Here is a 315-nt window from a genome sequence, read left to right on the forward strand (position 1 = left end):
CCTCGATGATGTCTCCTTCCTTTACCGCCTGGCTGGCCTTGGCGATCTTGCCATTGATGAGGATGCGGCCCGCATCGGCCACCTCATTTGCCACGGTGCGGCGCTTGATGAGCCGCGAAACTGTCAGGTATTTATCCAGTCTCATGTTATGATCCTCCAGAAAAGCAGTCCTTCTCCATCATTGCGCTTTGTCCACCGCCGCACCTCCGGACAGGGGAGCCGGCAACGCGAAGCGCTGACTGAGAGTATTTACAAAAAAACCGCCGGAACCACTGCGGCCCCGGCGGCAAAGATCAAACTTACAGGGTATCCTTC

Annotated in this window: 1 protein-coding gene; it reads right to left on the reverse strand. The window is 56.5% G+C overall.

Annotated features, from left to right (window positions below; genetic code table 11):
• Positions 1-145: S4 domain-containing protein (locus P0G09_RS17245; RefSeq protein WP_275253284.1), on the reverse strand; the 145-nt coding region annotated here is incomplete at its 3' end.
• Positions 146-315 lie beyond the last annotated feature (170 nt).

This window comes from Faecalibacterium sp. DFI.5.82, from assembly GCF_029076575.1.
GTDB classification, from domain to species: Bacteria; Bacillota; Clostridia; order Oscillospirales; family Ruminococcaceae; genus Faecalibacterium; species Faecalibacterium duncaniae.